The sequence below is a fragment of the Pseudomonas sp. TE6283 genome, from assembly GCF_054060555.1.
In genome coordinates this window covers 115,057-137,150 of record NZ_JBSSDH010000013.1, presented here as the reverse complement: position 1 = coordinate 137,150, position 22,094 = coordinate 115,057, and the positions used below count along the sequence as shown (strand labels likewise).

Sequence of the window (22,094 nt, the reverse complement as noted above, 5' to 3'; positions counted from 1 at the left end):
GAAAGTGTCTATGAAAACAGGTCTGTACCATCCCGAAGAATTCAAGGACAACTGTGGTTTCGGTCTGATCGCCCATATGACGGGGCAGCCGAGTCACCACCTTCTGCAAACCGCCATGCAGGCGCTGACCTGCATGACCCACCGCGGCGGCATCAACGCCGACGGCAAGACCGGCGACGGTTGCGGTCTGCTCATGCAGAAGCCCGATCAATTCCTGCGTGCCGTGGCCCAGGAACACTTCGCCGTCGAGCTGCCCAGGCAGTACGCCGTCGGCATGGTGTTCTTCAACCAGGACCCGGTCAAAGCCCAGGCCGCCCGCGCCAACATGGACCGCGAGATCGTCAACGCCGGCCTCAAGCTGGTCGGCTGGCGCAAGGTGCCGATCGATACCAGCGTCCTCGGCCGCCTGGCCCTGGAGCGCCTGCCGCAGATCGAGCAGGTGTTCATCGGCGGCGAAGGCCTGAGCGACCAGGAATTCGCCATCAAGCTGTTCAGTGCCCGTCGCCGCTCGTCCGTGGCCAACGCCCACGACACCGACCACTACATCTGCAGCTTCTCGCACAAGACCATCATCTACAAAGGCCTGATGATGCCGCGCGATCTCGCGGCGTTCTATCCGGACCTGGGCGACGAGCGCCTGCAGACCGCGATCTGCGTGTTCCACCAGCGCTTCTCCACCAACACCCTGCCAAAGTGGCCGCTGGCCCAGCCCTTCCGCTTCCTCGCCCACAACGGCGAGATCAACACCATCACCGGCAACCGCAACTGGGCCATGGCCCGTCGCACCAAGTTCGCCAATGACCTGATCCCCGACCTCGAAGAGCTCGGCCCGCTGGTCAACCGCGTCGGTTCCGACTCCTCGAGCATGGACAACATGCTCGAGCTGATGGTCACCGGCGGCATCGACCTGTTCCGCGGCGTGCGCATGCTGGTACCGCCGGCCTGGCAGAACGTCGAGACCATGGACGCCGACCTGCGCGCCTTCTACGAATACAACTCCATGCACATGGAGCCGTGGGACGGCCCGGCCGGCATCGTCATGACCGAAGGCCGCCACGCGGTGTGCCTGCTCGACCGCAACGGCCTGCGCCCGGCGCGCTGGGTGACCACCACCAACGGCTACATCACCATCGCCTCGGAAATCGGCGTATGGGGCTACCAGCCCGAGGAAGTCCTGGCCAAGGGCCGTGTCGGCCCGGGCCAGATCCTCGCCGTGGACACCGAGACCGGGCAGATCCTCGACACCGACGCCATCGACAACCGCCTGAAGTCGCGCCATCCCTACAAGCGCTGGCTGCGCCAGCATGCCACGCGCATCCAGGCGACGCTGAGCGACGACCAGGGCGTGGCCAGCTACGACGCCGACCAGCTCAAGCAATACATGAAGATGTTCCAGGTCACCTTCGAGGAGCGTGACCAGGTGCTGCGTCCGCTCGGCGAGCAAGGCCAGGAAGCGGTCGGCTCGATGGGCGACGACACGCCAATGGCCGTGCTGTCGCAGCGCGTGCGCTCGCCGTACGACTTCTTCCGCCAGCAGTTCGCCCAGGTGACCAACCCGCCGATCGACCCGCTGCGCGAGGCGATCGTGATGTCCCTGGAAATCTGCCTGGGCGCCGAGCGCAACATTTTCCAGGAGTCCCCCGAGCACGCCTCGCGGGTGATCCTCAGCTCGCCGGTCATCTCGCCCGCCAAGTGGCGTTCGCTGATGAACCTGGAGCGTGAAGGCTTCGACCGCCAGCTGATCGACCTCAACTATGAAGAGAGCGTCGGCCTCGAAGCGGCCATCCGCAACATTGCCGACCAGGCCGAGGAGGCCGTGCGCGGCGGCAAGACCCAACTGGTGCTGAGCGACCGCTACATCGCCCCGGGCAAGCTGCCGGTGCACGCCTCGCTGGCCGTTGGCGCGGTACACCACCGCCTGACCGAACAGGGCCTGCGCTGCGACAGCAACATCCTGGTCGAGACCGCCACCGCCCGTGACCCGCATCACTTTGCCGTGCTGCTGGGCTTCGGTGCCTCGGCCGTCTACCCGTACCTGGCCTACGAAGTGCTGGCCGACCTGATCCGCACCGGCGAGGTGCTGGGCGACCTGGACGAAGTCTTCAAGTACTACCGCAAGGGCATTTCCAAGGGCCTGCTGAAGATCCTGTCGAAGATGGGTATCTCCACCATCGCCTCGTACCGTGGCGCCCAGCTGTTCGAAGCCGTGGGCCTGGCCGAGGAAGTGGTCGGCCTGAGCTTCAAGGGCGTGTCGAGCCGCATCAAGGGCGCACGTTTCGTCGACCTCGAAGGCGACCAGAAGCTGCTGGCCGCCGAAGCCTGGAGCGCGCGAAAGCCGATCCAGCAGGGTGGTCTGCTCAAGTTCGTCCACGGCGGCGAATACCACGCCTACAACCCGGACGTGGTCAACACCCTGCAGGCCGCCGTGCAGCAGGGCGACTACGCCAAGTTCAAGGAATACACCACGCTGGTCGACCAGCGTCCGGTGTCGATGATCCGCGACCTGTTCAAGGTCAAGGTCGCCGAGCAGCCGCTGGCGCTGGACCAGGTCGAGCCGCTGGAGGACATCCTCAAGCGTTTCGACTCCGCCGGCATCTCCCTGGGCGCGCTGTCGCCGGAGGCCCACGAGGCCCTGGCCGAGGCGATGAACCGCCTGGGCGCGCGCTCCAATTCCGGCGAGGGCGGTGAAGACCCGGCCCGCTACGGCACCATCAAGAGCTCGAAGATCAAGCAGGTGGCCACCGGCCGCTTCGGCGTGACCCCTGAGTACCTGGTCAATGCCGAGGTGCTGCAGATCAAGGTGGCCCAGGGCGCCAAGCCCGGCGAGGGCGGCCAGCTGCCGGGCGGCAAGGTCAACGGCCTGATCGCGCGGCTGCGCTACGCGGTGCCGGGCGTGACCCTGATCTCGCCGCCGCCGCACCACGATATCTACTCGATCGAAGACCTGGCCCAGCTGATCTACGACCTCAAGCAGGTCAATCCGCAGGCCCTGGTGTCGGTCAAGCTGGTGGCAGAAGCCGGCGTCGGCACCATCGCCGCGGGCGTGGCCAAGGCCTATGCCGACCTGATCACCATCTCCGGCTACGACGGTGGCACCGGCGCTTCGCCGCTGACCTCGATCAAGTACGCTGGCGCGCCATGGGAACTGGGCCTGGCCGAGACCCACCAGACCCTGCGCGGCAATGACCTGCGTGGCAAGGTGCGGGTGCAGACCGACGGCGGGCTGAAAACCGGCCTGGACGTGATCAAGGCCGCCATCCTTGGCGCCGAGAGCTTCGGCTTCGGCACCGCACCGATGATCGCCCTGGGCTGCAAGTACCTGCGCATCTGCCACCTGAACAACTGCGCCACCGGCGTGGCCACGCAGAACGACAAGCTGCGCAAGGACCACTACATCGGCACCGTCGACATGGTGATCAACTTCTTCACCTTCGTCGCCGAAGAGACCCGCGAGTGGCTGGCCAAGCTGGGCGTGCGCAGCCTGGGCGAGCTGATCGGCCGCACCGACCTGCTCGACGTGCTGCCGGGCGACACCGAGCGTCAGCATCACCTCGACCTGTCGCCGCTGCTGGGCAGCTCGCACATCCCGGCCGACAAGCCGCAGTTCTGCGAAGTCGACAGGAACCCGCCGTTCGACAAGGGCGAGCTGGCCGAGAAGATGGTCGCCATGGCCCTGCCGGCGATCCGCGACCAGGCCGGTGGCGAGTTCAGCCTCGACATCTGCAACTGCGACCGCTCCATCGGTGCGCGCATCTCCGGCGAGATCGCCAGGCTGCACGGCAACCAGGGCATGGCCGCGGCGCCGATCACCTTCCGCTTCAAGGGCACCGCTGGCCAGAGCTTCGGCGTTTGGAACGCCGGTGGCCTGAACCTGCACCTGGAAGGCGACGCCAACGACTACGTCGGCAAGGGCATGACCGGTGGCAAGCTGACCATCGTGCCGCCAGCCGGCAGCCCGTTCGAAACCCAGCACAGCGCCATCGTCGGCAACACCTGCCTGTACGGTGCCACCGGCGGCAAGCTGTTCGCCGCCGGCACCGCGGGCGAGCGCTTCGCTGTGCGCAACTCCGGCGCCCACGCTGTGGTCGAGGGCACCGGCGATCACTGCTGTGAATACATGACCGGCGGCTTTGTCTGCGTCCTGGGCAAGACCGGTTACAACTTCGGTTCTGGCATGACGGGCGGCTTCGCCTACGTGCTCGACATGGACAATAGCTTCGTCGACAAACTCAACCACGAGCTGGTGGAAATCCAGCGCATCAGTGGTGAGGCGATGGAGGCTTACCGCAGCCACCTGGCACGGGTCCTGGGCGAGTACGTGGAAGAAACCGGCAGCGAGTGGGGGCGTGAGCTCTCCGAGAACCTGGACGACTACGTGCGGCGCTTCTGGCTGGTCAAGCCGAAGGCGGCCAACCTCAAGCAACTGCTGTCCAGCACCCGTGCCAACCCGCAGTAAGAACAGCTGCAAGTGACGGCCCCGTGCGCGGGGCCCGTCCTGCTCAAGTGATTGTCTTGCAGCTTGCGGCCTAAGGCCGGCAACTGCGGTAAAGAGGTTTTGAAAAATGGCTGAACGTCTGAGCAACGACTTCCAGTTCATCGAAGTGGGCCGCAAGGACCCGAAGAAAAAGCTGCTGCGCCAGCGCAAGAAGGAGTTCGTCGAGATCTACGAACCCTTCAAGCCGCAGCAGTCCGTGGAGCAGGCGCACCGCTGCCTGGGCTGCGGCAACCCGTATTGCGAATGGAAGTGCCCGGTGCACAACTTCATCCCCAACTGGTTGAAGCTGGTCTCAGAAGGCAACATCCTGGCCGCGGCTGAACTGTCGCACCAGACCAACACCCTGCCCGAAGTGTGCGGCCGCGTGTGCCCGCAGGACCGTCTGTGCGAAGGGGCCTGCACCCTGAACGACGGCTTCGGCGCGGTGACCATCGGCTCGGTGGAGAAGTACATCACCGACACCGCCTTCGCCATGGGCTGGCGCCCGGACATGTCCAAGGTCAAGCCCACCGGCAAGCGCGTCGCCATCATCGGTGCCGGCCCGGCGGGCCTGGGCTGCGCCGATGTGCTGGTGCGCGCGGGCGTGACCCCGGTGGTGTTCGACAAGAACCCCGAGATTGGTGGTCTGCTGACTTTCGGCATCCCCGAGTTCAAGCTGGAAAAGACTGTGCTCAGCAATCGCCGTGAAGTCTTCACCGGCATGGGCATCGAGTTCCGCCTGAACACCGAGGTCGGCCGCGACATCACCATGGAACAACTGCTCGCCGAGTACGACGCGGTGTTCATGGGCATGGGTACCTATACCTACATGAAGGGCGGCTTCCCGGGCGAGGACCTGCCGGGCGTACATGACGCGCTGGACTTCCTGATCGCCAACGTCAACCGCAACCTCGGTTTCGAGAAGTCACCGGAAGACTTCGTCGACATGCAGGGCAAGAAGGTCGTGGTCCTGGGTGGTGGCGACACCGCGATGGACTGCAACCGCACCTCGATCCGTCAGGGCGCCAAGTCGGTAACCTGCGCCTATCGCCGTGACGAGGCCAACATGCCGGGTTCGCGCAAAGAGGTGAAGAACGCCAAGGAAGAGGGCGTGAAGTTCCTCTACAACCGCCAGCCCATCGCCATCGTTGGCGAAGACAAGGTCGAGGGTGTGAAGGTGGTCGAGACCCGTCTCGGCGAGCCGGATGCCCGTGGCCGCCGCAGCCCCGAGCCGATCCCGGGCTCCGAGGAGATCCTGCCGGCCGATGCCGTGGTGATCGCCTTTGGTTTCCGCCCGAGCCCGGCGCCGTGGTTCGAGCAGCATGGCATCCAGCTGGACAGCCAGGGCCGCGTGGTCGCGCCGGAGAAGGGCAAGTTCAAGCACCAGACCAGCAATCCGAAAGTGTTTGCCGGTGGTGATATGGTACGGGGCTCGGACTTGGTGGTGACCGCCATTTTCGAAGGCCGCACCGCTGCCGAAGGCATCCTGGATTACCTCGAAGTCTGATCGATCGTTGGGGCCGCTTTGCGGCCCTTTCGCGACACAAGGCCGCTCCCACAGGGAAATGCATTCCTCATGGGGGAGCGGCCTTGTGTCGTGAAAGGGCTGCAAAGCGGCCCCAAGGGTATTTTGTATACAAAAACGCTTGATCCAAGGCACCCAATAGACAAAACGCATGGCCGTGGCCGTGCCTTTTGCGCCCGCGTCTGAGAAAATGCCCGCACTTTTTTTCCGGATGCCGACATGACTGCCCTGAAGAACGATCGTTTCCTGCGTGCACTGCTCAAGCAACCCGTAGACGTCACCCCGGTATGGATGATGCGCCAGGCCGGCCGCTACCTGCCGGAGTACCGCGCCAGCCGCGCCAAGGCCGGCGACTTCATGAGCCTGTGCATGAACCCGCAGTTCGCCTGCGAGGTCACCCTGCAGCCGCTGGACCGCTACCCGCTGGACGCGGCGATCCTCTTCTCGGACATCCTCACCATCCCCGACGCCATGGGCCAGGGCCTGTACTTCGAGACCGGCGAAGGCCCGCGTTTCAAGAAGGTCATCAGCACCCTGGCCGACATCGAGGCACTGCCGATTCCCGACCCGCAGAAGGACCTTGGCTATGTGATGGACGCGGTCAGCACCATCCGTCGCGAACTCAACGGCCGCGTGCCGCTGATCGGCTTCTCCGGCAGCCCGTGGACCCTGGCCACCTACATGGTCGAGGGCGGCTCGTCGAAGGACTTCCGCAAGACCAAGGCCATGGCCTACGACAATCCCGAGGCCCTGCACCTGCTGCTGGACAAGCTGGCGCAGTCGGTCACCAGCTACCTCAATGGCCAGATCCTGGCTGGGGCGCAGGCCGTGCAGATCTTCGACACCTGGGGCGGCAACCTGTCGGCGGCGGCCTACCAGGAGTTCTCCCTGGCCTACATGCGCAAGATCGTCAGCGGCCTGATCCGCGAGCACGAAGGGCGCAAGATACCGGTGATCCTGTTCACCAAGAACGGCGGCCTGTGGCTGGAAAGCATCGCCCAGGCCGGTGCCGACGCCCTGGGCCTGGACTGGACCTGCGAGATTGGCGACGCCCGTCGCCGTGTCGGCGACAAGGTGGCGCTGCAGGGCAACATGGACCCGACCGTGCTGTACGCCAAGCCCGAGGCGATCCGCAAGGAAGTGGCGCGCATCCTCGCCAGCTACGGCAAGGGCAGTGGCCATGTGTTCAACCTCGGCCATGGCATCACCCCCGAGGTCGATCCGGAGCACGCTGGCGTGTTCATCAACGCCGTGCATGAGCTGTCGGCGCAGTACCACCGGTAATCGGTGTGCAACGCGAGATGCCCGGCCAAGTGCCGGGCTTTTTGTTGTATTAAGTTTCAATTCAGCGATCGTCGTTAATCTGGGGCCATCAAAACGCAAACAGGACCCGATCACCATGAAAGCTCGTTACCTGCCCCTGATCCTCGCCCCACTGTTCAGCACCGCCGCCCTGGCCGCCGGCTACACCGGCCCTGGCGCCCAGGCCGTGACTACGGTCGCCGCCGCCAACGATGCTGCCGACGACACCCCGGTGGTGCTCCAGGGCTTCGTGACCAAGAAGATAAACAACGACGACAAGTACGAGTTCAAGGACAACACTGGCACCATCACCGTCGAGATCGACGACGAAGACCTGCCGCCGACGCCGTTCAACGACAAGACCAAGGTCAAGCTGAGCGGCGAGGTGGAGAAACACCTGATGAGTCGCGAAGTGGATGTAGATATTGTCGAGATCATCAACTGATCGGCAATTATGGGGCTGCTTTGCAGCCCTTTCGCGGCACAAGTCCGGTTCCCGTCCCGCGAGAACAGGGTTGCCCGCGCTGTTGCCATTGACCTCAAGGCATTTCGGCGCGCAACACCTCGATTCGCTGGTCCTTCTCGACCCACAGCTGGTTCACCCAGGCCTGTACCGTCTGGCGGAAGGCCGGGTCGTTCTCGTAGTCGCCTTCACTCAACCTCGGGTCCAGCTCGCGCACGCGGATGTCGATGATCACCCGGCTGATGCTGCCGTTGAGCAGGTCCCAGAACCCCGGTGCCTTGTCGCCCGGGTAGACGATGGTCACGTCGAGCAGGGCGTCCAGCTGTTCGCCCAGCGCCGCCAGCACGAAGGCCACGCCGCCGGCCTTTGGCTTGAGCAGGTGGCGATAGGGCGACTGCTGCTGCTCGCGCTTGGCCTCGGTGAAACGGGTGCCTTCGAGGTAGTTGACCACGGTCACCGGCTGGCGCTTGAACAGCTCGCAGGCGGCCTTGGTGATCTCCAGGTCCTTGCCCTTGAGTTCGGGATGCTTGTCGAGGAAGGCCTTGCTGTAGCGCTTCATGAACGGGTAATCCAGGCCCCACCAGGCCAGGCCCAGCAGCGGCACCCAGATCAGCTCCTTCTTGAGGAAGAACTTGAAGAACGGCACGCGGCGGTTGAGGCTTTCGATCAGCGCCGGGATATCGACCCAGGTCTGGTGGTTGCTGATGCACAGGTACGAGGTGTCCTGGCGCAGGGTTTCCACGCCGCGGATGTCCCACTGGGTGGGGATGCACAGGGCGAAGATGGCCTTGTCGATTTCCGACCAGGTCTCGGCGATCCACATCACCGCGGCTGACGCGTAGTCGCGGCCACGGCCGGGCAGTACCAGCTTGAGCAGAGCGAAGACCAGCAACGGGCCGATCAGCACCAGGGTGTTGAGCAGCAGCAGGGTGAGGGTGAGGATGCCGGTCAGCAGGCGACGCATAAGGGGACTCTTGTTGTGTAAGGTGAACGGTTGGCAATGATAAGCAGGGTCTGGCCCTTAGCCAAACGTCGTACGCCCATTAACTGGGACAAATGTTTCACATTGTGTTGTCTACCCTGTTGCAACGAACCTATCCTGCCTGCGCAGTCTAAGCACTGACCCCTCTCAAGGAAGCCTGCCCCGTGAAACCCCTGCTTGCCCTGCTGTCCCTTCTGGCGCTGCCGGCGATGGCCGCCGAGCCCACCCTGTATGGCCGCTACGAGAACATCGCCTTGCCGGAGATCGGTGAAACCCTGAAGGCCAAGATGGACACCGGTGCCTACACTGCGTCGCTGTCGGCCAAGGACATCGAGCAGTTCACCCGTGACGGCGAGGATTGGGTGCGTTTCCGCCTGGCCACCAAGGATGCCAATGGCAAGGTCTACGAACACAAGCTGGCGCGCATCAGCAAGATCAAGAACCGCGCCGACGAGGAAGACGAAGGCGATGTCCCCGAGCTGTCGCGCCGCCCGGTGGTCGACCTGGAACTATGCCTGGGCGATGTGAAGCGAACCGTGGAGGTCAACCTGGTCGACCGCAGCAGCTTCAACTACCCGCTGCTGGTGGGCGCCAAGGCCCTGCGCGAGTTCAAGGCGGCGGTGAACCCTGCGAAGAAGTTCACGGCGGGCAAGCCGGACTGCTGATACGGCAGCGGCAAGCCACAAGGGACAAGCTGCAAGAAACGGCGGATCGGTGTAAGTTGCCGCGATCCGCTTTCACTTGAAGCTTGCAGCTTGAGGCTTGCCGCTCAGATGCCCCACATCCTTATCGTCGAAGACGAATCCGCCATCGCCGACACCCTGGTGTACGCCCTGCAGGCCGACGGCCACAGTACCGAGTGGGTGACCCTCGGCAGCGCCGCCGTCGAGCAGCAGCGCCAGCGTCCGGCCGACCTGGTGATCCTCGACATCGGCCTGCCCGACATCAACGGTTTCGAGACCTGCCGCCAGTTGCGCCGCTTCAGCGAGGTGCCGGTGATGTTCCTCAGCGCCCGCGACGCCGAGATCGACCGGGTGCTGGGCCTGGAGATCGGTGCCGACGACTACGTGGTCAAACCCTTCAGCCCCCGTGAGGTAGCGGCGCGGGTGCGGGCGATCCTCAAGCGCATGGCGCCCAGGTCGGACGCGGCCAGCGAAAGCACGCCGTTCCAGCTCGACACCCTGGCCATGCGCATCAGCTACCGTGGCCAGCCGTTGACGCTGACCCGCCACGAATTCCGCCTGCTACAAAGCCTGCTTGCGCAACCGCGCCGGGTATTCAGCCGCGAACAGCTGCTCGACGGCCTCGGCGTGGCTTCGGACGTCGGCTACGAGCGCACCATCGACAGCCATATCAAGAGCCTGCGCGCCAAGCTGCGCCAGGTCGCGCCCGACGCCGAGGCTATCCAGACCCACCGCGGCCTGGGCTACAGCTACAGCCCTGAGCACGCCTGATGCGCCTGGGCATCCGCATCTTCCTGGTGTACTTCCTGTTCGTCGGCCTGGCGGGCTACTTTCTGCTCAACACGGTGCGCGAGCAGATACGCCCGGTGGTGCGGCAATCATCGGAAGAAACCCTGGTGGACACCGCCAACCTGCTGGCCGAGATCCTTCACGACGATGTGAAGCACGGCACCCTGAACCAGAGCCGCCTGTCGCAGGTGCTCGCCTCCTATGGCGAGCGGCGCCCCAGCGCGCAGATCTGGGGGCTGGCGAAGAACCAGGTCAGCCACCGGATCTACGTGACCGACGCCAAGGGCATCGTCCTGCTCGACTCCAGCGGCCAGGACCTGGGCAAGGACTATTCACGTTGGAATGATGTCTACCTGACCCTGCGCGGCCAGTACGGCGCCCGTTCGACCCGCAGCGATCCGGACGACGAAAGCACTTCGGTGATGCATGTAGCGGCGCCGATCCTCGACCAGGGCCAGATCATCGGCGTGGTCACCGTGGCCAAGCCGAACAGCTCATTGCAGCCCTACATCGACCGCTCCGAGCGGCGCCTGCTCATTCTCGGGCTGGGATTGATCGTGCTGGGGCTGCTGGTCGGCGCGGCCTTGTCGTGGTGGCTGACCCGCTCGCTGCGCCGGCTCACCCATTACGCCCAGGCGGTCAGCGAGGGCGAGCGCGCCGCGCTGCCGCACTACAAGGGCGGCGAGCTGTTACAGCTGGCGACGGCGGTGGAGCGCATGCGCACCCAGCTGGAGGGCAAGGCCTATGTCGAGCGCTACGTGCACACGCTCACCCATGAGCTCAAGAGCCCGCTGGCGGCGATCCGAGGTGCTTCGGAGCTACTGCAGGGCGATATGCCGCACGAGCAGCGAGCGCGCTTTGCCGGCAACATCGAGCGCGAGAGCGAGCGTCTGCAGCAGATGATCGAGCGCCTGCTCAACCTGGCGCGGGTCGAGCAGATGCAGGCATTGGAAGATGAGCAGCAGGTGGCGGTGGCAGCGCTGATCGACGAGCTGCTGCTGGCCCATGGCGCGAGGATCGACACTGCCGCGTTGCAGGTGCGCCAGCGCATTCCGGCGGGCGTCAGGTTGCTGTGCGATCCGTTCCTGATGCGTCAGGCCCTGGCCAACCTGCTGGACAACGCGCTGGATTTCACCCCCGAGCGTGGCGCGCTGGCCTTCGAGCTGGAGCGTGACGGCGAGCGGGTGGCCTTGAGCCTGTTCAACCAGGGGCAGCCGATTCCCGAATACGCCCTGGGGCGGGTCAGCGAGCGGTTCTATTCGCTGCCAAGGCCCGGGACCGGGCGCAAGAGCACCGGGCTGGGGCTGAACTTCGTGGCCGAGGTGATGCAGTTGCATGGCGGGGGGCTGGCGGTGGACAACGTCGAGGGTGGGGTGCGGGTGAGGTTGTGGCTGCCTGCGCGTCGCGTCAGTTGATTGGTCGGGGCCGCTTTGCGGTCTTTTCGTCGCGGTTCGTCGCCACGACAAGCCGGCTCCCACGGCGGGGCTTGGCGCCAATCTCCACACAATCTCCACATTTCCTCCCCGAGGGCTCCACGCGGCGGGCAGACACTGCCCCCATCGCAAACGGAGCCTTACCCCATGAACAAGACCCTAGGTTTCAAGCTCGGCCTGATCGCCGTGCTGATCCTGCTGCTGCTGATCCCCTTGCTGATGATTGGCGGCCTGATCGACGAACGCCAGCAACTGCGCAACAACGTGCTGGGCGAGATCGCCGCGAGCTCCAGCTACGACCAGCTGGTCAGCGGCCCGGTACTGGTGGTGCCCTATCGCAAGTTCGAGCGGCGCTGGATCGACAAGGACGGCACGAGCGTCCAGGAGACCACCACGATGCACGGCAATCTCTACTTCCTGCCGGAAACCTTCGCGATGGATGTCGGTGTCGATACCGAGCTGCGCGCCCGCGGCATCTACCAGGCGCGCCTGTTCCATGCCAAGGGGCAGGTCAGCGGTCGCTTCAAGCTGCCCGAGCGCTGGGGGATCGAGAAGGACTACGACGACTACCGCTTCGACAAGCCGTTCCTGATGGTCGGCATCAGCGACATTCGCGGCATCGAGAACAGCCTGGAGCTCACCCTGGATGACCAGCGCCTGCCGTTCGAGGCCGGCAGCGGCGTCGGCTGGTTGCCCGGTGGCGTGCATGTGGCCCTGCCGCAGTTCAGCGACCAGAAGGCCCGCGAGTTCGACTACGCCTTCGACTTGGCCCTGCTGGGCACCGGCCAGCTGGCGGTGCTGCCGGTCGGCCGCAGCACCACGGTAGACATGCGCGCCAACTGGCCGCACCCGAGCTTCGTCGGCAGCTACTTGCCCAGCCGCCGGGCGATCGATGAGAAGGGCTTCAGCGCCCACTGGCAGACCTCGTTCTTCGCCACCAACCTGGAAGAGTCCATGCGCCTTTGCGCGACCGTCGGCAAATGCGGTGATTTCAACGAGCGTGCTTTTGGCGTCAGCTTCGTCGACCCGGTGGACCAGTACCTCAAGAGCGAACGGGCGATCAAGTATGCGCTGCTGTTCATCGCCCTGACTTTTGCCGGCTTCTTCCTGTTCGAAGTGCTCAAGAACTTCAGCGTGCACCCGGTGCAGTACATCCTGGTGGGCGTGGCCCTGGCGTTCTTCTACTTGCTGTTGCTGTCGCTGTCCGAGCACCTGGGGTTTGGCCTGGCCTACGGGCTGTCGGCGTCAGGATGCGTGCTGCTGATCGGCTTCTATCTGGTTCATGTACTGCGCAGCCTGGGGCGTGGCGTGGGCTTTGCGGCCGGGCTGGCGGCGTTGTACGCGATGCTCTACGGGCTGCTCAGCGCCGAGGACTACGCCCTGCTGATGGGCTCGCTGCTTTGCTTCGGGTTGCTGGGTGTGTTCATGGTGCTGACCCGTCGGCTGGACTGGTCGCGGGTGGGGAGGGCGGTATGAGGGAGGATAGAGAGATCGGGCGGTGGTTGGCCGTGAGGATTGGTCTGTTGTTTCCTGCAGTGTCGAGGTGAAACGAGGGCGAAGCCCTCGCTGGCGGAGTCTCAGGCTAACGGAGCTGTAGCCACCATCGACGGTCGCTTTGCCACCTCGGCATACCACGCCGCCAGCCCTGGATACAGCCCACGCCAATCGAACTCAGGCTGGCGCAGGTCCAGATACCCCAACGCACAGGCCGCCCCGATCGCGGCGATATCGAACCCCGAGGCGATCTCAGGCAGGTGCTCGCGCTCCAGGCTCGCCAGGCTGCGGCGGATCTTCTCGCCCTGTGCCTGCACCCAACCGTCCCACTGCTTGTCTGCCGGGCGCAGGAAGGTCTCGTAGCGGGTGGCCACTGCCGCATCCATGATCGCGTCGGCCTGAGAGGCCAGGGTCAGACGCCGCCAGCGTGCCGAGCCCTCGCGGGGGATCAGCGGCAGGCCGACGTGCTGGCTGTCGAGGTACTCGCAGATCACCCGGCTGTCGTGCAGCACGCTGCCGTCGTCCAGGCGCAGGGCCGGGATCTTGCCGATCGGGTTGCCCTGGTTGAGCTGCGCGTCGCCGTTCACCGGGCTGATGTTCACGCCCTGCACGGTGACGCGGTCCAACTGGCCGGTCTCGTGCAGCACGATCATCACCTTGCGCACGAATGGCGACAGCGGCGAATGGAACAGGATCATGGTTCAGTTGCCCTGCAGGCTGGGCGGCAGGCACACGCCGGTGCCGCCGATGCCGCAGTAGCCTTCCGGGTTCTTGGCCAGGTACTGCTGGTGGTAGGCCTCGGCGAAGTACACGGTCGGCGCCTGGGCGATCTCGGTGGTGATCTCACCGAAGCCGGCCTTGCTCAGCTCGGCCTGGAAGGCGGCCTTGCTCGCGTTGGCTTCATCGAGCTGCTGCGGCGAGGTGCAGTAGATCGCCGAGCGGTACTGAGTGCCGACATCGTTGCCCTGGCGCATGCCCTGGGTCGGGTTGTGCAACTCCCAGAACATCGCCAGCAGCTCGCGGTAGCTGACCCGGTTCTTGTCGAACACCACCAGCACCACCTCGGTGTGGCCGGTCAGGCCCGAGCAGACTTCCTCGTACGTGGGGTTGGGGGTGAAACCGCCGGCGTAGCCGACCACGGTGCTGACCACGCCTTCGCGCTGCCAGAAACGGCGCTCGGCGCCCCAGAAGCAGCCCAGGCCGAAGATGGCGAAGTCGATGTCGCCTTCGAAGAACGGGCCGAGCAGCGGGGTGCCTTCGAACACGTAGTGGAACTCGGGCAGGGGCATCGGGGTTTCGCGGCCAGGCAGGGCCTGTTCCGCGGTGGGCAGGACGTTTTTGTTCACCAGGATTTCCGAACGCAGGACCATGGCCGTTCCTCTGTGTCTTTTCAGTTGGACAGGTGTTGGCCCAATCGCCGGCCTGCCGGCGGTGAGGCCCGAATGGTTCCTATAGTGCCCGAGGTTGGCGCCGCTGTCAGTCCACCGGCCCACGCGGGTAGCGGCGCAGCTTGTCGTTCAGCTCGCGCCCCGGAATCGGCCGGTCGAACAGGTAGCCCTGGCCGACGTCGCAGCGGTGCCGGCGTAGGAACGCCAGCTGCTCGGGCGTCTCGATTCCTTCGGCGACCACCTTGAGCTTGAGGTTGTGGGCCATGGCCACCACCGCCGAGGTGATCTCCATGTCGTCCTGGTTGTCGGGGATCTCGTTGATGAAGCTGCGGTCGATCTTGATGATGTCGATCGGGAACTTCTTCAGGTAGCTCAGCGACGAGTAGCCGGTGCCGAAGTCGTCCATGGCCAGGGTCAGGCCCAGGGCCTTGAGCTCGTCGAGCTGGCGGTGGGTGTCCTCGGTGGCTTCCAGCAGCAGGCCTTCGGTCAGTTCCAGCTCCAGCAGGTGCGGCGGCAGGGCTTCTTCCTTGAGGATGCTGCCGATCGAACTGACCAGCTCGGGATCGGAGAACTGCTTGGGCGACAGGTTGATGGCCACGTGCAGGTTGCCGAAGCCGGCTTCGCGCAACTGCTGGCTCATGCGGCAGGATTGGCGCACCACCCACTTGCCGATGGGGATGATCAGGCCGGTTTCCTCGGCCACGCTGATGAACTGGTCGGGGCGGATCATGCCGCGCTCGGGGTGGTTCCAGCGCAGCAGCGCCTCCAGGCCGAGCAGGCGGCCGCTGCGCAGGCACAGCTTGGGCTGGTAGAACACTTCCAGTTCGTTCTGGGTCAGGGCGCGGCGCAGGTTGTTCTCGACGAACAGCTTGTAGCTGGCCTCGGCGTTGAGCACTTCGGTGAACACCTGGACCTGGTGCTTGCCGTTGGCCTTGGCCTTGTGCAGGGCCAGGCCCGCGTTCTTCATCAGGGTGGCCGGGTCGCTGCCGTGCAGCGGCGCGCAGGCCAGGCCCACGGAGGCGGTGACGTTGATCAGCTGGTTGTCGACGAACATCGGTTTGTCGAGGGTGCGCAGCAACTGGTGGGCGACGCCCTGGCCATTTTCCAGGCTGGTGTCGTCCAGCAGCACGGCGAACTCGTTGCTGGCGAAGCGCGCCAGGCTGCCGCCGTTGGCCAGGCTGTTGCGCAGGCGCCGGGCCAGGCTGATCAGCAGCTTGTCGCCGGTCTGGTGGCCGAGGCTGTCGTTGATCCGCTTGAAGTTGTCGATGTCCACCAGCAGCAGGCAGATGGGGCTGGCGCTGTCGCGGGCGAAGCGCTCGTCGAGGTTGCGGATGAACGCCGGGCGGTTGCCCAGGTTGGTCAGGTTGTCGGTGTAGGCCAGGCGCTCGATGCGCTGCTGGGCCAGCTTGGTCTGGGTCACATCCTCGTAGATGCCGATGTAGTGGGTCAGCTCGCGGTTGTCGCCGTACACCTTGGAGATCGATAGCTGGCCCCAGTAGGGCTCGAGGTTCTTGCGCCGGCTTTTGAACTCGCCTTGCCAGCTGTTGCCCATGGCCAGGCTGGACGGTGAGTCGAACAGCAGCTCGCTCAAGTTTTCCAGCGCCGGCAGTTCGGCCAGGTGATGGCCCTGGACCTCCTCGGTGCTGTACTGGGTGATCGCGGTGAAGCTGGGGTTGACGTATTCCACCACGCCGTCGCGGTTGACCAGCAGGAAGGCGCTGGCGCTCTGTTCCACGGCGCGCTGGAACAGGTGCAGGGCGCTGGCGGCGGTACGCCGGTTGTGGTTGTTGATGACTTGGGCGAACTGGTCGGCCAGCTCGCCAGCGAAGGCGATCTCGTCCGACTGCCAGGCCCGTGGCTGGCCGGTCTGCTCCAGGCACAGCACGCCGACCACTTGGCCGTCGATGCGGACACTGGCATCGAGCATGGCGTTGTCGTCGGTGCTGTACAGCGATTCGGCCATCTCGCGGGTGCGCGGGTCGTGGCTGGCGTTGTGGGCGTCGATGGCGCGGCTGGCGTGCAGGGCTTCCAGATAGTCCGGAAAGCGGCTGGCGTCGATCGCCTCGGGCATGCGGTGCTGTTGGTCGCGGCTGTACCAGGCGCTGATCGGCTCCAGGCGCTGGTCGTTCAGGTACCAGATGCTGGCGCAGTCGACCTTGTAGATCTCGCAGGCACTGCGGGTGATCAGCTCGGCGGCTTCGAGCAGCGAGTTGCCGATGCTGTAGCGCTGGCGCGCCAGGCGCAGGATCAGGTCCTGCTGGGCGCGAACCCGCTCCAGGTGTTCGAGCTGCTCTTGTTGGGCGCGCTGGTTCAGTTGCAGGGCCAGTTGCAGGCGGTTGTTGCGCGACTCCAGGTCGTTGGCGTCGAGGTCCGGGGTGTCCTGGCGGTGGTCGTCGCACACCGTCAGGTAGCCGCGCAGCAGCTGGCGGTTGTGCTGCTTGTAGCTTTCCCCGACCTCCAGCAGGCGCAGCGGCGCCGGGCAGGCGTGCAGGGTGTAGCTAACCCGGTAGTAGCCGCGCTGAGCCAGCTGCAGCTGGATCTCGTCGTGCAGCTTGTAGCGTGCTTCCGGCTCCATGAGGCTGGCGTAGGGCGAACCGATCAGGGCGCAGAGCTCGGCGGCGGGCAGGCCGAACTGGCGGTCGCAGGCCGGGTCGAGGTAAAGCATGGCCCAGCTGGCTTCGTTCAGCCGCTCGAAACGCAGCATGCCGAGCCGCGAGGGCACGGGAAGCTGCGTCACGACCTCGGCCGCCACACGGCTGGCGGCATCGGGTTGGCTTTTCATCGAAGACTCGCTTGAACTGGGGCGCGGCCTGGAGCACGGCGCATCGGGCAAGGTTGCATCATGTCCCTGGGGCTGGCAAGCGGCCATGGGGGATGCTGTGAACAGGTTGTCGGCCAGTTGCATGAAATCTGTAGGCGCCAGCTTGCTGGCGAACCATCCACCTGTTCGCCAGCAAGCTGGTTTCTACAAGGCCGTGACATTCATGCGGGCAAAAAAAGCCCCGCCAATTGGCGGGGTTGAGGTACGAGCGTGGCAGCTCGAAAACGGGGCTGCCCCTCCGGGGAGGGGCAGCGTGCAGCGTTACAGCAGCATGGTGCGGATGTCGCCCAGCACGTCGCCCAGGCGCTTGGTGAAGCGCGCGGCGGCGGCGCCGTTGATCACACGGTGATCGTAGGACAGCGACAGCGGCAGCATCAGCTTCGGCTGGAAGGCCTTGCCGTCCCAGACCGGCTGCATGGTCGCCTTGGACACACCGAGGATCGCCACCTCAGGCGCGTTGACGATCGGCGTGAAGCCGGTGCCGCCAATGTGGCCGAGGCTGGAGATGGTGAAGCAGGCGCCCTGCATCTCGTCGGCCGAAAGCTTCTTGGTGCGGGCTTTCTCGGCCAGCGCGGCAGCTTCGGCAGCCAGTTGCAGCAGGCTCTTCTGGTCGACGTTCTTGATCACCGGGACCAGCAGACCGTCCGGGGTGTCCACGGCGAAGCCGATGTGCACGTACTTCTTGCGGATGATCGCCTTGCCGCTTGGCGCCAGCGAGCTGTTGAAGTCCGGCAGTTCCTTGAGCAGGAAGGCGCAGGCCTTGAGCAGCAGCGGCAGCACGGTCAGCTTGACGCCAGCCTTCTCGGCCACGGCCTTCTGCGCGACGCGGAAGGCTTCCAGCTCGGTGATGTCGGCGGAGTCGAACTGGGTCACGTGCGGCACGTTCAGCCAGCTGCGGTGCAGGTTGGCGGCACCGACCTGCATCAGGCGGGTCAGGGCCACTTCTTCCACTTCACCGAACTTGCTGAAGTCCACGGCCGGGATCGGCGGGATGCCTGCACCACCGGTAGCACCGGCGGCTGGAGCTTCCTTGGCCTTCTGCATCATGGCCTTGACGTAAACTTGAACGTCTTCTTTCAGAATACGGCCGTGCGGACCGGTGGCGGCAACCGCGCCCAGGTCGACACCGAATTCACGGGCCAGCTGACGAACGGCCGGGCCTGCGTGAACCTTGGCGTTGCTGCCTGCGGCCGGCGCGGTGGCGACTGGAGCTGGAGCAGCAGCCGGCGCGGCGGCGGAAGGTGCAGCGGCTGGGGCAGGAGCGGCAGCCGGAGCAGCAGCGGCCGGAGCTGGCGCTGCAGCAGGGGCGGCGCCTGCTGCCTTGATCTTGAAGATCAGGTCGCCGGTGCCCACTTCGTCTTCCAGCTTGCACAGCACGGCTTCGATCACACCGGCGCTAGGCGACGGGATCTCCATGGAGGCCTTGTCGGACTCCAGGGTGATCAGCGACTGGTCGGCTTCGACGGTATCGCCGACCTTGACCAGCACTTCGATGATCTTGGCCTTGCCCGACGAGCCGATGTCCGGCACGTGGATGTCCTGCACGCTGGCGGCAGCCGGGGCTGCGGCCGGAGCGGGAGCAGGGGCGGCTTCGGCGGCAGGCGCGGGAGCCGCAGCCTGGGCAGGCGCGGCGGCCGGAGCCTCAGGCGCCGCAGCGGCGCCCTCGACTTCCAGGACCAGCAGCTCGTCGCCTTCTTTCAGGCGGTCGCCCAGCTTGACCTTCAGTTCCTTGACCACACCGGCCTTCGGCGCGGGGATCTCCATGGAGGCCTTGTCGGACTCCAGGGTCAGCAGGCTCTGGTCAGCCTCGATACGGTCACCGACCTTGACGAACAGCTCGATGATTTCACCTTCACCGCTGCCGATGTCAGGTACGCGAATGAGTTCGCTCACTTAAAAATACTCCTCAGCAGTCCAGTGGGTTGCGCTTGTCCGGATCGATGCCGAACTTGACGATGGCGTCAGCCACAACCTTGGGTTCGATCTCGCCACGGTCAGCCAGGGCTTCCAGGGCAGCCAGCACCACGAAGTGGCGGTCGACTTCGAAGAAGTGACGCAGCTTCTTGCGGCTGTCGCTGCGACCGTAACCGTCGGTACCCAGGACCTTGAACTCTTTGCTCGGTACCCACTGGCGAATCTGCTCGGCGAACAGCTTCATATAGTCGGTGGAAGCGATGACCGGGCCCTTGCGACCGCCCAGGCACTCTTCGACGTAGGTCTTCTGAGGCTTCTGGCCAGGCTTGAGGCGGTTGGCGCGCTCCACGGCCAGGCCGTCGCGACGCAGTTCGTTGAAGCTGGTGACGCTCCATACGTCGGCGCCGACGTTGAACTCTTCACGCAGGATCTTCGCGGCCTCGCGGACTTCGCGCAGGATGGTGCCGGAGCCCATCAGCTGTACGTGGTGCGCGGCTTCGCGGGTGTCTTCCTCGAGCAGGTACATGCCCTTGATGATGCCGTCCTCGACACCGGCCGGCATGGCTGGCTGCTGGTACGACTCGTTCATCACGGTGATGTAGTAGAAGATGTCCTGTTGCTCTTCGGTCATCTTCTTCATGCCGTCCTGGATGATCACCGCCAGCTCGTAGCCGTAGGTCGGATCGTAGGTGCGGCAGTTCGGGATGGTGCCCGCCATCATGTGGCTGTGACCGTCTTCGTGCTGCAGGCCTTCACCGTTGAGGGTGGTACGGCCGGCGGTACCGCCGATCAGGAAGCCACGGGTGCGGCTGTCGCCGGCGGCCCAGGCCAGGTCGCCGATACGCTGGAAGCCGAACATCGAGTAGAAGATGTAGAACGGCAGCATCGGCTGGTTGTGGCAGCTGTACGAGGTACCGGCGGCGATGAACGACGACATGGCGCCGGCTTCGTTGATGCCTTCCTCGAGGATCTGGCCCTTCTTGTCTTCGCGGTAGAACATCACCTGGTCTTTATCGACTGGCTCGTAGAGCTGGCCGACCGACGAGTAGATGCCCAGCTGGCGGAACATGCCTTCCATACCGAAGGTACGGGCTTCGTCCGGGATGATCGGGACGATGCGCTGGCCGATGTCCTTGTCCTTGACCAACTGCGCCAGGATGCGCACGAAGGCCATGGTGGTGGAGATTTCGCGGTCGCCCGAGCCGTCCAGGATCGCTTTCAGCGTTTCCAGTGGCGGGGTCGGCACGCTGAAGCTCTTGGCACGGCGCTGTGGCACGAAACCGCCCAGGGCAGCGCGGCGCTCGGCCAGGTACTTGGCTTCGGCGGAGCCTTCTTCGGGCTTGAAGAACGGCAGGTTCTCAAGGTCGGCATCCTTGACCGGGATGTCGAAGCGGTCACGGAAGTGACGCAGGCTGTCGACGTCGACCTTCTTGGTGTTGTGCGCGGTGTTCTTGGCTTCGCCGGCACCGGTACCGTAACCCTTGATGGTCTTGGCCAGGATGACGGTCGGCTGCTCTTTGTGGTTCACAGCCTGGTGGTACGCCGCGTAGACCTTGTACGGGTCGTGGCCGCCACGGTTGAGCTTCCAGATCTCGTCGTCGGACAGGTCTTCGACCATGGCCTTGAGCTCTGGGGTGTTGAAGAAGTGCTCACGAACGTACGCGCCGTCTTTGGCTTTGTAGTTCTGGTACTCGCCGTCGATGACTTCGTCCATGCGGCGCTGCAGGGCACCGTTGGTGTCCTTGGCCAGCAGTGGGTCCCAGAAGCGGCCCCAGACGACTTTGTTGACGTTCCAGCCACCGCCACGGAACACGCCTTCGAGTTCCTGGATGATCTTGCCGTTGCCGCGAACCGGGCCGTCGAGGCGCTGCAGGTTGCAGTTGATGACGAAAATCAGGTTGTCCAGCTTCTCGCGGCCGGCCAGGGCGATCGCGCCCAGGGATTCCGGCTCGTCGCACTCGCCGTCGCCCATGAAGCACCAGACCTTCTGCTTGCCGGCCGGGATGAAGCCACGGGCTTCCAGGTACTTCATGAAGCGCGCCTGGTAGATGGCCTGGATCGGACCCAGACCCATCGATACGGTCGGGAACTGCCAGAAGTCAGGCATCAGCCATGGGTGCGGGTACGAAGACAGGCCGTTGCCGTCCACTTCCTGACGGAAGTTGTTCATCTGGTCTTCGCTGATGCGGCCTTCCATGAAGGCACGGGCGTAGACGCCTGGCGAGGCGTGGCCCTGGAAGAAGATCAGGTCGCCGCCGTGTTCTTCGGTCGGGGCCTGGAAGAAGTAGTTGAAGCCGATGTCGTACAGGGTGGCGCTGGAGGCGAAGCTGGAGATGTGTCCGCCCAGGTCCGAGTCTTTCAGGTTGGTGCGCATGACCATGGCCAGGGCGTTCCAACGCACCATCGAGCGGATGCGGCGTTCCATGAACAGGTCGCCAGGCATGCGTGCTTCGTGGGTGACAGGGATGGTGTTGCGGTACGGCGTGGTGATGGCATACGGCAGCTGCGAGCCACTACGGGTGGCCAGCTCGCCCATACGGGTCATCAGGTAATGAGCGCGGTCTTCGCCTTCTTTGTCGAGGACCGACTCCAGGGCATCCAGCCATTCCTGGGTTTCGATTGGATCGAGGTCTTGCATGGCTTGCTCCAGGGCGGAAAGGCCACCAGAATCGATGGCCTGAGTTTGCGACTGGCCTTATGGGCAGACGTCGTGAATTCTTGGATTACCGGACAGTCATCCGGCGCGGTGTAGTTTTACTACAAATGCTTTCTCATTTCATGCTTTGGCAGGTCATGAGTAGTAGTAAAACTACACAAATGCGACGT

14 protein-coding genes are annotated in these 22,094 nt (G+C 64.7%); 8 read left to right on the top strand and 6 right to left on the bottom strand.

Annotated elements, in window-relative coordinates; genetic code table 11:
• Positions 1 to 10: 10 nt before the first annotated feature.
• From gltB to ACVWZ5_RS17895, 4 genes are all read left to right on the top strand, one after another.
• Complete coding sequence (gltB, locus tag ACVWZ5_RS17910) at positions 11 to 4,456, top strand: glutamate synthase large subunit (RefSeq protein ID WP_084942058.1); 4,446 nt, start codon at positions 11 to 13, stop codon at positions 4,454 to 4,456.
• Positions 4,457 to 4,562: 106 nt separating this feature from the next.
• Positions 4,563 to 5,981, top strand: coding sequence for an FAD-dependent oxidoreductase (locus tag ACVWZ5_RS17905; protein ID WP_062575461.1), 1,419 nt, complete (start codon positions 4,563 to 4,565; stop codon positions 5,979 to 5,981).
• A gap of 237 nt (positions 5,982 to 6,218) precedes the next feature.
• Positions 6,219 to 7,283 carry a uroporphyrinogen decarboxylase gene (gene hemE / locus ACVWZ5_RS17900; protein WP_084942057.1) on the top strand — a complete coding sequence of 355 codons (1,065 nt, stop codon included), beginning with the start codon at positions 6,219 to 6,221 and terminating at the stop codon, positions 7,281 to 7,283.
• A 115-nt stretch (positions 7,284 to 7,398) separates the two neighbouring features.
• Entirely contained in the window at positions 7,399 to 7,746 is a 348-nt protein-coding gene (locus ACVWZ5_RS17895; protein ID WP_084942056.1) for a YgiW/YdeI family stress tolerance OB fold protein, read from the top strand.
• 94 nt (positions 7,747 to 7,840) lie between these two features.
• Here the strand turns inward: ACVWZ5_RS17895 and ACVWZ5_RS17890 are convergent, their stop codons facing one another.
• Complete coding sequence (locus ACVWZ5_RS17890; protein WP_062575458.1) at positions 7,841 to 8,728, bottom strand: acyltransferase; 888 nt, start codon at positions 8,726 to 8,728, stop codon at positions 7,841 to 7,843.
• 182 nt (positions 8,729 to 8,910) lie between these two features.
• Here ACVWZ5_RS17890 and rloA2 point away from each other — a divergent pair, with 182 nt between their 5' ends.
• The 4 genes from rloA2 (at position 8,911) to creD (ending at position 13,127) form a co-directional block, all read left to right on the top strand.
• Complete coding sequence (gene rloA2 / locus ACVWZ5_RS17885) at positions 8,911 to 9,411, top strand: retropepsin-like aspartic peptidase RloA2 (RefSeq protein WP_062575457.1); 501 nt, start codon at positions 8,911 to 8,913, stop codon at positions 9,409 to 9,411.
• A 108-nt stretch (positions 9,412 to 9,519) separates the two neighbouring features.
• Positions 9,520 to 10,200: a two-component system response regulator CreB gene (gene creB, locus ACVWZ5_RS17880; RefSeq protein WP_062575456.1), complete on the top strand. Its 681-nt coding sequence runs from the start codon at positions 9,520 to 9,522 to the stop codon at positions 10,198 to 10,200.
• Positions 10,200 to 11,633: a two-component system sensor histidine kinase CreC gene (gene creC / locus ACVWZ5_RS17875; RefSeq protein WP_084942055.1), complete on the top strand. Its 1,434-nt coding sequence runs from the start codon at positions 10,200 to 10,202 to the stop codon at positions 11,631 to 11,633. The genes creB and creC overlap by 1 nt, the downstream gene beginning before the upstream one ends.
• Positions 11,634 to 11,798: 165 nt before the next feature.
• Positions 11,799 to 13,127, top strand: coding sequence for a cell envelope integrity protein CreD (gene creD / locus ACVWZ5_RS17870; RefSeq protein WP_084942054.1), 1,329 nt, complete (start codon positions 11,799 to 11,801; stop codon positions 13,125 to 13,127).
• 101 nt (positions 13,128 to 13,228) lie between these two features.
• Here the strand turns inward: creD and ACVWZ5_RS17865 are convergent, their stop codons facing one another.
• The 5 genes from ACVWZ5_RS17865 to aceE all read right to left on the bottom strand — a co-directional run bounded on the left by ACVWZ5_RS17865 (position 13,229) and on the right by aceE (position 21,906).
• On the bottom strand, positions 13,229 to 13,843 hold the full coding sequence (locus ACVWZ5_RS17865; protein WP_062575453.1) for a glutathione S-transferase: 615 nt from the start codon (positions 13,841 to 13,843) through the stop codon (positions 13,229 to 13,231).
• 3 nt (positions 13,844 to 13,846) lie between these two features.
• Positions 13,847 to 14,515 carry a peptide-methionine (S)-S-oxide reductase MsrA gene (gene msrA / locus ACVWZ5_RS17860; RefSeq protein WP_062575452.1) on the bottom strand — a complete coding sequence of 223 codons (669 nt, stop codon included), beginning with the start codon at positions 14,513 to 14,515 and terminating at the stop codon, positions 13,847 to 13,849.
• A 106-nt stretch (positions 14,516 to 14,621) separates the two neighbouring features.
• Positions 14,622 to 17,315: a putative bifunctional diguanylate cyclase/phosphodiesterase gene (locus ACVWZ5_RS17855; RefSeq protein ID WP_084942053.1), complete on the bottom strand. Its 2,694-nt coding sequence runs from the start codon at positions 17,313 to 17,315 to the stop codon at positions 14,622 to 14,624.
• Positions 17,316 to 17,615: 300 nt separating this feature from the next.
• Positions 17,616 to 19,247, bottom strand: a complete 1,632-nt coding sequence (gene aceF / locus ACVWZ5_RS17850; protein ID WP_084942052.1) for a dihydrolipoyllysine-residue acetyltransferase — start codon at positions 19,245 to 19,247, stop codon at positions 17,616 to 17,618.
• A gap of 13 nt (positions 19,248 to 19,260) precedes the next feature.
• Positions 19,261 to 21,906 (bottom strand): pyruvate dehydrogenase (acetyl-transferring), homodimeric type, encoded by a 2,646-nt coding sequence (gene aceE, locus ACVWZ5_RS17845; RefSeq protein ID WP_028689093.1) that lies wholly within the window; start codon positions 21,904 to 21,906, stop codon positions 19,261 to 19,263.
• Positions 21,907 to 22,094 lie beyond the last annotated feature (188 nt).

What these genes read in the sequence shown, in the direction of transcription:
- ACVWZ5_RS17890 (WP_062575458.1), bottom strand. Translation starts at nt 8,728, where the DNA reads ATGCGTCGCCTGCTGACCGGCATCCTCACCCTCACCCTGCTGCTGCTC.
- ACVWZ5_RS17895 (WP_084942056.1), top strand. Translation starts at nt 7,399, where the DNA reads ATGAAAGCTCGTTACCTGCCCCTGATCCTCGCCCCACTGTTCAGCACC.
- ACVWZ5_RS17855 (WP_084942053.1), bottom strand. Translation starts at nt 17,315, where the DNA reads ATGAAAAGCCAACCCGATGCCGCCAGCCGTGTGGCGGCCGAGGTCGTG.
- hemE (WP_084942057.1), top strand. Translation starts at nt 6,219, where the DNA reads ATGACTGCCCTGAAGAACGATCGTTTCCTGCGTGCACTGCTCAAGCAA.
- aceE (WP_028689093.1), bottom strand. Translation starts at nt 21,906, where the DNA reads ATGCAAGACCTCGATCCAATCGAAACCCAGGAATGGCTGGATGCCCTG.
- creD (WP_084942054.1), top strand. Translation starts at nt 11,799, where the DNA reads ATGAACAAGACCCTAGGTTTCAAGCTCGGCCTGATCGCCGTGCTGATC.
- ACVWZ5_RS17865 (WP_062575453.1), bottom strand. Translation starts at nt 13,843, where the DNA reads ATGATCCTGTTCCATTCGCCGCTGTCGCCATTCGTGCGCAAGGTGATG.
- creC (WP_084942055.1), top strand. Translation starts at nt 10,200, where the DNA reads ATGCGCCTGGGCATCCGCATCTTCCTGGTGTACTTCCTGTTCGTCGGC.
- creB (WP_062575456.1), top strand. Translation starts at nt 9,520, where the DNA reads ATGCCCCACATCCTTATCGTCGAAGACGAATCCGCCATCGCCGACACC.
- ACVWZ5_RS17905 (WP_062575461.1), top strand. Translation starts at nt 4,563, where the DNA reads ATGGCTGAACGTCTGAGCAACGACTTCCAGTTCATCGAAGTGGGCCGC.
- gltB (WP_084942058.1), top strand. Translation starts at nt 11, where the DNA reads ATGAAAACAGGTCTGTACCATCCCGAAGAATTCAAGGACAACTGTGGT.
- msrA (WP_062575452.1), bottom strand. Translation starts at nt 14,515, where the DNA reads ATGGTCCTGCGTTCGGAAATCCTGGTGAACAAAAACGTCCTGCCCACC.